This is a genomic window from Dyadobacter soli (genome assembly GCF_900101885.1).
Classification (GTDB): Bacteria; Bacteroidota; Bacteroidia; order Cytophagales; family Spirosomataceae; genus Dyadobacter; species Dyadobacter soli.
Genome location: NZ_FNAN01000012.1, coordinates 317,730 through 326,188, shown reverse-complemented (window position 1 = coordinate 326,188; position 8,459 = coordinate 317,730). Strand labels below are relative to the sequence as shown.

7 protein-coding genes and 1 tRNA gene are annotated in these 8,459 nt (G+C 41.0%); 1 reads left to right on the top strand and 7 read right to left on the bottom strand.

Features of this window, described 5'->3' with window-relative positions; genetic code table 11:
• Window positions 1-297, top strand: a 297-nt coding sequence (locus BLQ88_RS21520) for an integrase core domain-containing protein (RefSeq protein ID WP_143016899.1), incomplete at its 5' end; no start/stop codon positions are given.
• A 27-nt stretch (window positions 298-324) separates the two neighbouring features.
• Here the strand turns inward: BLQ88_RS21520 and BLQ88_RS21515 are convergent.
• The 7 genes from BLQ88_RS21515 to BLQ88_RS21485 form a co-directional block, all read right to left on the bottom strand.
• Window positions 325-666 (bottom strand): DUF4145 domain-containing protein, encoded by a 342-nt coding sequence (locus BLQ88_RS21515; RefSeq protein ID WP_090154305.1) that lies wholly within the window; start codon window positions 664-666, stop codon window positions 325-327.
• A gap of 57 nt (window positions 667-723) precedes the next feature.
• A complete protein-coding gene (locus tag BLQ88_RS21510) occupies window positions 724-1,449 on the bottom strand; it encodes a hypothetical protein (RefSeq protein WP_143016898.1) in 726 nt (241 codons plus the stop codon).
• A 282-nt stretch (window positions 1,450-1,731) separates the two neighbouring features.
• A complete protein-coding gene (locus BLQ88_RS21505; protein WP_090154301.1) occupies window positions 1,732-3,045 on the bottom strand; it encodes a hypothetical protein in 1,314 nt (437 codons plus the stop codon).
• Window positions 3,042-5,480: a hypothetical protein gene (locus BLQ88_RS21500; protein WP_090154299.1), complete on the bottom strand. Its 2,439-nt coding sequence runs from the start codon at window positions 5,478-5,480 to the stop codon at window positions 3,042-3,044. Before BLQ88_RS21500 ends, BLQ88_RS21505 begins: the two co-directional genes overlap by 4 nt.
• Before the next feature lie 24 nt (window positions 5,481-5,504).
• Window positions 5,505-6,263: a hypothetical protein gene (locus BLQ88_RS21495; protein WP_090154296.1), complete on the bottom strand. Its 759-nt coding sequence runs from the start codon at window positions 6,261-6,263 to the stop codon at window positions 5,505-5,507.
• A gap of 569 nt (window positions 6,264-6,832) precedes the next feature.
• A complete protein-coding gene (locus BLQ88_RS21490; protein ID WP_090154294.1) occupies window positions 6,833-8,053 on the bottom strand; it encodes a site-specific integrase in 1,221 nt (406 codons plus the stop codon).
• 249 nt (window positions 8,054-8,302) lie between these two features.
• Window positions 8,303-8,387 (bottom strand) — tRNA-Ser (locus BLQ88_RS21485).
• Window positions 8,388-8,459: the final 72 nt, after the last annotated feature.

Sequence of the window (8,459 nt, the reverse complement as noted above, 5' to 3'; positions counted from 1 at the left end):
CGGGTTGACAACGGACCAGAATTTCTGGCTGACAAATTCAGGCAATGGTGCGAGAGCAAAGGCATCGCGATCCATTACATTCAACCCGGAAAACCGATGCAAAATGGTTACGTTGAAAGGCTAAACCGCACCTATCGCGAAGACGTGTTAGATGCCTATTTGTTTGAATCACTTGAACAAGTTCGTATTTTATCAGATGAATGGATGGATAATTACAATCGGCTACACCCGCATCAAGCCCTTGCAGGAATGGCACCAGCCGTGTTTGCGAAGACAATAGAAAACAAAAAAGTCTGATATCTCATTGTCCTATTTTAGGTAAGGCTACACGGCGACCAGTGCTTCTTTAGCTTCTTGATATGTGCCGTCAAGATTGTGCGTGGCTTTATTCCCCTTGGTTCTGATGTGATAAAACAGGTCTTTTACTGCCTGAGGAAGAACGCCTTCAAAACCTAATAGCCTCAGTCGGTTAGCAAAGTTGTTTTCAGTCGGAAATTTTAACGCATGTTCCTTAAATAGAATTTCGGTAACTCTTTCACCAAAGCCCCGAATTTTCCATAAACAAGTCGCTGGATCCTGGTGTAAATTATACTCTGCTGATATTCCAATGTTATAAAGTATGGGAAATTCAGATTCGAGGAAGGTAAAATTTGAGGTCGTCGTCATGGGAAGGTCGTGTTAGTACCTTAATGGTATTGTAATGGTACTTTTACCGGAGAAAAGCTATTTGACAAGGCCATTAATCGCTTCAATTATCAGGTTCGCATTTGAGTGGAAACCTCCTTTTTTAAAGCGTAGACTGTTAGGGTGAGAAATTTGAAATGTGGCGATGGGAAGTTTCTCAGAAGTCCATCTGTACAGTAGTTTTGGTAGTATCGTCTCCAAAGTGGCATTTCCGACGTCTACACCAAAGAAATTGTTCAAGTGATAACGGTAGCGAGGACTGGTTGTCATGATGACGAGTATATCCGGATTTACGATGGCTGCCTCTTTCAATAGAATATTCAGAAACACGCCCATCGAATGGTCATACAGATTCCCAATGGGCCGCTTTTTTCCAATATCGATCTTTGAAAGATTGGTCCAGAGTACTGTTCTGTTGAAGTTTGCTTGCCCATAGCTTAGATTCAAACCGTTTATAAACCACCAGAATGGAGAATTCGGTTGTTCTTGACTAGTCATAAATGATTCATATCTCGACGTTAGGCGCCGATGTGTATCCAGAAAATCCTCATCCAGTTTACAATCTTCCCATCCATGGGTTTCCATGCCCACGAACATCAATTTCTTTTTGGACTCAGCGTATTCTGGATAGACATGCATCATGAACGGGCCATGAACGTCCTCGAGTTGCTCTGGAGTGGCATTCGTACTGATTGTTTGATAAATTAATGGGAGCTGTTCCAGATAGAGGTTTCGAAGCTGTTCGTTGAGTGACGGTGCTTGCATCAATCGCATTTTTTAAGAGGGTTGAAGCACACAATTTATAAATTAATTCAATATATGTAACCAGTTTAGGTACAACATATCGAAATGGCTACGCAGTCATTAACAACAACGGTGCCGCGAGTTTTTCAGGCTGGTTCGAACGAGAATGGTCTAAACTATTGCAGCTTTTGAAACAGCAAAAAAAGGACCTAGCGTTCTGAGCTAAGCCTCTCACTTGAAATGAATCTTTGAGGTCGAATCACACGACTATCCATTTGTTGCAGTTGCTTATGCTGATCGAACTTATTTTGTCCAGACCAGGCTCATTCTGACTCCTGTTGTAAACAGGCGGGTTGCAAATTGCTGCTCTCCTGCCTCGGGGGTGTTCTTTTCAAGCGCTGCGATATTGTAATAGATGGTGGGCATAATCCGCAAGTCCAAAATTGATCCCAGCCGGATTTTCGGGCCGATCGAGGCGTGTGGCCCGAATGTAAATTGTTGGATTGAGCTTTGATTTCTGATCCATAGAAAATGAAGTCCCAGATCTACACTTAGCCCCGTTTTTTTTCGATAAGGCATATAGCTATATCCCACTTCCCTTCCCCAACTATCAAACCGGTAGTTTTTTAGCTTGTTTCCCGCCGCTTCGGCCTGTAATCCGGTACTCCAGTTGATCCTATCCAAACCCTGAAACTGCTGGTGCGAGTACATATATCCGGAATAAATGGAGCTCCGGTCGTTGATGTGGTAGCCAAAACGAACGCCGATGGTATTGCCAAAACCCGGATGCTCTCGTCTCAGTCTCGCTTCCAATAATTTTCTGTCCGGCTGTGTGCTCACGATCTGAAGATCGCGGTGAGTAAGACCGACTACACTACCCGCTTCAATGTAGAATTTCGGTACCCGGTAGGCCCGGTATATGTCGCGCATTTCTCTGTGTGAAGGCGGGGTAAAATCGCGATAACGAACTTTGCTTGGTTGACCCGTTGCTATCTGAGCTGTTGGAGACTCAATACGAACGGTTCGAAGGACAATTCCCAAATTTTGTTTTGTAACTCCGCTTTTATTATAGATAGAGTCAACGTCCGATTTCTTGGTAATGTGATATAATTTAATCTCAGCTTCCTGAACTGGATTTGCATTTTGACCGCCGACCGGTTTTTCTGATAATGCGCGAGAGGGGTTGGATTTCGAGGAGCCAGACCCGGTCTGTTGCTGTTTGCCAGGTTCTTTTGACTCGGGTTTTTTCTGTGCTGTCTTTTGGCTTGGAAGTTTTGAATACTGACTTATGAAACTTTCCAGCGAATCCCTATTTAGTTGTTCACTTAATGTTGGAATGTAGGATATAACTTGAAGACCGCTGGAATCATACAAAAAGATAACCCGCTCAATAGCTCTGAAACTTTCATTTTTATTTGCTTTGAACGCGTGGTACTGATGGTTAACAGTGTTATCATAGCCCAGGATAATCTTACTAATCTTCCCCTTCTCTTTCTTTTTTAGAATCAGGCATGAGCCGCATCTGGATGGCTTGGGGCGCTCATCAATTTGTTGAAAAGCTGACGCGCTTAGTGTTTGCAAGCAAAACAGGGATACCAGAAAATAAAAGGTTCTCATAGTTCAAATTTCTTTAAACGCAGGCTGTAAGTGTATCCAAATTGGATCTGGCTGAAAAATGTATTATGGTCCCGATGTTGTAGAAAGTAGCGGGCCCGGAAGAAAAAGCGTCCATATTGTGTACTGGTCGGGCTTGCTATCAGATTAAATTCGATCATATGCGATTTTCTCGCATAAGGTTCTGTGACACGGTCGATCAGATCGGATTTAGCATAGCTCGCGATGGCTTTGAAATTATTATTGCTGTAAATCCTGGTCGAATTGAATTGATAGGACATATTAACTCTGATTCGCTTTTCTGAGAAGATTTCGAGGGTAAACTTAGGATATGCGCTCGAAGAGTGGGCGATCAGGGAAGAGTCGCGCTCCGACTGCGATACTGCATTACCAACCACAGTTCTCTTGTTATAGACCAACGGAGTTTGCCCATATCCAAGACCAACATCAAAATACGCAGTCAGTTTTCCGTCAGGCCAATCGAGCAAAAACAAGTTCATTTCTGCCCCCAGCGAGAGATTTTGGTAGAGACGAAAATCCAGATTTGTTGCATAGTATGGCGAAATCAACTGACCATTGCTACCAATATTTTCATTTCTGAGCGGGAGGTGTTTTTTGTTATTTTCAATCTTATTGATTGAACCAAACACATTCAAATAACTAACTGCGCCCCAATCGGAGCGGGCTCCTGTAAATTGTCTACGGGAAGTCTGAATGTTGAATTTCCGTGCAACCTCAATCTGGACCAAACCGTTGGGTTTTGAATCACTAATACCCATCAGGTCTGTATATACTCGTGCATCAAAGAGGTTCATGAACTGATCCCGATTAAGCCTTATAAATCCCTCTTTAGGTTTAAAATGGTTAATGGTCGTATCTGCGGGGCTATAATCCCGGGTATAGTTTTCAAGCAGGTTGTCAAAATTGGCAATCACGTCGCTTAGATAGATATACTCGTCTGTGAGCCTTGAATATAAGCGTGTCTTAGTGAATTGTTTGAAATTTTTGACTGATGAAAAGCCAATTGCGAATATGTTTTCAAATATATTGTATTTGTCGCTGTTTTGGCTGGGTACATAGACTTGAATGCGTTCTACGAACCCGCGCTCTATTTGTATAGAGAGCTTGTTAATTTGAAAAATATTTTTTGATTTTATCTCAGAAGTTAAATCGGCAATTGAGTGGCTGAGTTTGCTCTTTGTACTATCTATAACCAAAATTTTTCTTGTTAGAATCTTATTGATGCTGTCCAAGTTTTTAGATGAATTTCTATTCTGTAATAGTTCATTTAGAGTTAATTGACTTTTAGTTGTCCTAATAGTGTCTTCGATATTTTCCTTCTTTTTTGTCCAAATGCTTATATCATTTTCTAGTTTTATCTGGTTATATTTACTTTTTTCCGTAATATCAATTAATTGTTTTAAAGAGTCGGTTTTTGCTGATTTCTCAGTTTCCAGGATTTTGGTAACATCAAATTTTTCTTCCGCTGGAAGCACTCCATTTTCCGTTAACGGTGAGAGAGATTTTACTTTACTAATAAACTTTGATACGGTATCTCTATAAGCGATAAATTCATTTACCAAAGCGTTATTTAGTACCGTATCTATTGGGAGAGTATTGGTCAAACTTAAATAATTGTTTACAATCCTCAGTCTATTTTTCAATATTTCTTGTTCTTCTTGAAAATTACGTGTCGATGAACGTACGTCATTTTCGCGTTTAGTTGACCTCTTTATATTTTCATTAGCATTCTTAAGTGCTAAGGAATCCTGAGCAAGTTTTAAGGAAAGATCACTACGTTTTTTATCTATAGATACCTTACCGGTATCCTGCTGCGCTAGGTTTTCTTTTATTTCTTTGTCGAAGTCAATCTTTTGTGCTGATAACTTATCTAGACTCAGCATCATTTCAACCAGTGGTTGAGTAAAATGATGGATCGAATCCTGCCTAAGCCGATGATCGTCTAATTTGCTTTTTTCGTTGAATACCTTAATGTAGGAATTTAATACTAGGTTTCCGGAGATCGTTTTTGATGCAATAGGGTATGGTATCGTATCCAAAATATAAGCGATATCATATATACTATTGTCAGAAACCGTATAAATTACCTCGTCATTTTCATTTTCATTTTTGATCTGCATCGCCTTGTTAAACTCTTTTTTGATTGATTCTAGGTCAATTGGATACTTTAGTCGGACAGTATCTTTTTTAAATTTTGTATCGGAGTTTGACTTAAAAGTTACTTCGTAATTGTATGCCTTATTTTTTTTTAGTTGGTTTGAATAAATGACCCTAAAAGTAAGCGATTCACTTCTATTTGGAATCAATCGCATATCAAAATCAAAAGTGGTTTCTATTTCAACAATCTTGTTCTGGCCAAATACCCTGGTAAAGCTTATAAATGTGAAGACAACTAAAAATATTTTAAGGCTTTTCATTTTGCATAGTATTTAGAGGAGTAGTTATTTAAGCAGTATGCTGAAATTTTCTTTGGTGTTGGGCGCTGTTGGGGATTCCATTACTATTTTGCTATCGGTTATGGAGCCCAGGTATATAAGCGGTATTGAGTCCGGGAACTGAGTCAAGCTCTTTGCATATACCTGGTCATTTCTCGATATGCGGCCTTCCAGACGGACTATAACTCTGTTTGGGATTTTATCACTCACGATATTGCCCCGGCAGAAAAATGACCCGTCCGCTTGGACAAAAGTTTTGGCGGTGCCAGTATAGGTTGTGGTGTCGGCTGGTGCGGTGACGACCTTTTGAACCGTCGAATACGGATATCGCGAAGGAAATGAAAAGGGGGTAGTATCACCAGGCTTGAACGCGGTTATGTACAGCTTATTTGAATAACCAAAATCCACAAAGCGCTTTATCTTGTCGATAACGATCTCATCTTTTTTTAAGGAGTCTGTTTTGAGCGTGAAATGATAGTCCGGGACGCAATCTCCGATATCCGAATCAGCCTTCTGGCAGCTTTCAAGATAAAAATCAAGAATTGTAATAGCCTTCCCAGATACGTTTTTTATATTGACATAAGTGCTATCGGACAGTCCTGCGATTGGCCGGGTCAAAGTGACTTCCAGAACGACTTTCTCATATAATGAACCGTTCAGTTTTTGAGACGGAATTTCTTGATCGGAAGGACGTGGAAGTTCGGTTCGATCAGCGTCGCAAGCGCAGACTATGACACCGAAGAAAATTTTTAGAAGTTTCTTCATATAAGAAAGGGTTAGCAGTTACTTTTTTTGTAAATGCAGGTTACATTTTTACACAGACGAAAACTGAGATAATATTGATTGTTCTTTTGAAGATAGAAACCAAAGTCGAGATTTATTATGGTTTAGGTCAATGAGTTATTAAGCGGTATATTTATGATGTGTTGAGAGAATCTTGGACCCTACCCAATACCTAAATCGAAAAGGCTATAACACAAACATGGCTTCTATAAATGTTTAAACATGCGGAATGGAGCTAGTTTTTTGAATAATTTTGTCAATTACGGAGGCGTTGGCATTATGTTTCTTTATACCAAATGTGCTACTATTATTAGTATGGGGGTTACGGTCAGCTTAACATAAAATGCCGTTGTCGTTTTACCATTTAGGGGAATTTTATCTGAATTCTGACGAATTCCAGGCGCCCTTTGAAAACACCGAAAACTCTACTTTCAAATGCCTGAATCCTTGGGAGGACGTAAATACCCTTTAGAGTTGACCTAAATGAAAAAAGCGCACCGTTGTGCGCTTTTCGTGATCCCACTAGAATCAACACTCAGAATTTCTGCAATTCACTTTCGCAAGATTTCCTTCAACCTTGCCATATCATCACTAACCTTCCTATCTACAATCTTCGCATACTGCTGCGTAGTCTTGATATTCCGATGCCCCAGCATCTTGGAAACACTCTCAATGGGCACCCCATTAGTCAAAGTTACTGTCGTAGCGAAGGTATGCCTTGCCAAGTGAAATGTAACATTCTTCGTAATCCCGCACAAATCCGCAATCTCCTTCAAGTAGGAATTCATCTTCTGATTGGAAAGTACCGGCAGCACCCGATTTTCATTCTCGCATTGAGGATGATCCCCATACTTCTCCATGATCTCCATCGCCATCGGTAGAATAGGTATCCGAGACGGAGTGTCTGTCTTTTGGCGCTTGGTCGTAATCCACTTTCCGCCATCAATCCCTTCCGCAATCTCAGTCCGCTTCAACTTATATATATCTGCGTACGCAAGTCCTGTATAGCAACAGAACAGAAAGATATCCTTGACCAGAGCAAGCCGACCGTTACCCATATCTTTTTCCCACACCTTCTTCAACTCAACTTCTGTCAATGCCTGCCGATCGACTTCCCGCTTCGAAAATTTGAAAGCATAGAAGGGATCACGCAGGAGCCATCCTCTTTTGACACACAGAAGAACGATCTTCTTAAAGTTCGCCAAATACTTCATCGTAGTGTTATGGCTGACCTTCTTAACGGCCTTAAGCCAGAATTCATATTGGGATATAAATTCGTAATCAAGCTTCCTGATCTCAAAGTCGTCTGCCTGGTACTTCCATTTGATGAAATCACGGGTATGTTTCATGCAAGTCTCATACCGCTCCAAAGTACCTGGCGCAAAATCGGCTCCGATTAAAGCGGCGATCTGATCGTTGTGCTCGCGGAAGATAGGCAGTATAGTTTTCCCGCCTTCCGTTCTGCCGAGGAGAATATTCTTGATCGCTTCCGAGGTGACTTCCTTATTTTCCTCAATCAGGGATCGTTTTGCCTCGTAAATCTTGGAGGTGAGTGTATCGAGGTAGGCATTAAGTGTCTTGGTGTCCTCTTTGTTTCCCGTGGCTCTACCACCGCCAACGCTCCACTTGGATGGATGCCAAATGCGCTTGGTGGAGATATCCTTTGGAACGCCATTGACGGTGACTCGACAGTAAACATAGCGCATTCCACCCGCTAATTCTGGTTTGGGCTTTTTCAAAAAGAAAATCAACCCGAAGCTTGTTTCCAACATAGTAAAAAATGTTTAAGATGAACAAAAATCGAATTGTTACAATTGAAAGTAAAGATGTTTAGTGCGTAAACATCTTTTGGTCAGCTAGTTAGTAGGTATGATATGGAAGTTTTTGTTCAGTTTTGTCACTTCCACGATACCCTACATTTTCATTGGGATTTCTTGCATTTTTTGGTAGGTCCCAAAAAAGCAAAAACCCCGTTTAAAGCGTTTAAACGGGGTTTTTGAATGTTTTGACATCATGTCCTGCAGAGAGAGAGGGATTCGAACCCCCGGACCTGTTACAGTCAACGGTTTTCAAGACCGTCGCAATCGACCACTCTGCCATCTCTCTATTTGATTCGCCGTGTGCGATTCATGGTGCAAAGGTACAATTAATGTCGATAAGCGCAAGAAATTTTGGATT

Excerpts from the sequence above, each read along its gene's own strand:
- BLQ88_RS21515 (WP_090154305.1), bottom strand. The coding sequence starts at position 666 with ATGACGACGACCTCAAATTTTACCTTCCTCGAATCTGAATTTCCCATA.
- BLQ88_RS21510 (WP_143016898.1), bottom strand. The coding sequence starts at position 1,449 with ATGCAAGCACCGTCACTCAACGAACAGCTTCGAAACCTCTATCTGGAA.
- BLQ88_RS21505 (WP_090154301.1), bottom strand. The coding sequence starts at position 3,045 with ATGAGAACCTTTTATTTTCTGGTATCCCTGTTTTGCTTGCAAACACTA.
- BLQ88_RS21500 (WP_090154299.1), bottom strand. The coding sequence starts at position 5,480 with ATGAAAAGCCTTAAAATATTTTTAGTTGTCTTCACATTTATAAGCTTT.
- BLQ88_RS21495 (WP_090154296.1), bottom strand. The coding sequence starts at position 6,263 with ATGAAGAAACTTCTAAAAATTTTCTTCGGTGTCATAGTCTGCGCTTGC.
- BLQ88_RS21490 (WP_090154294.1), bottom strand. The coding sequence starts at position 8,053 with ATGTTGGAAACAAGCTTCGGGTTGATTTTCTTTTTGAAAAAGCCCAAA.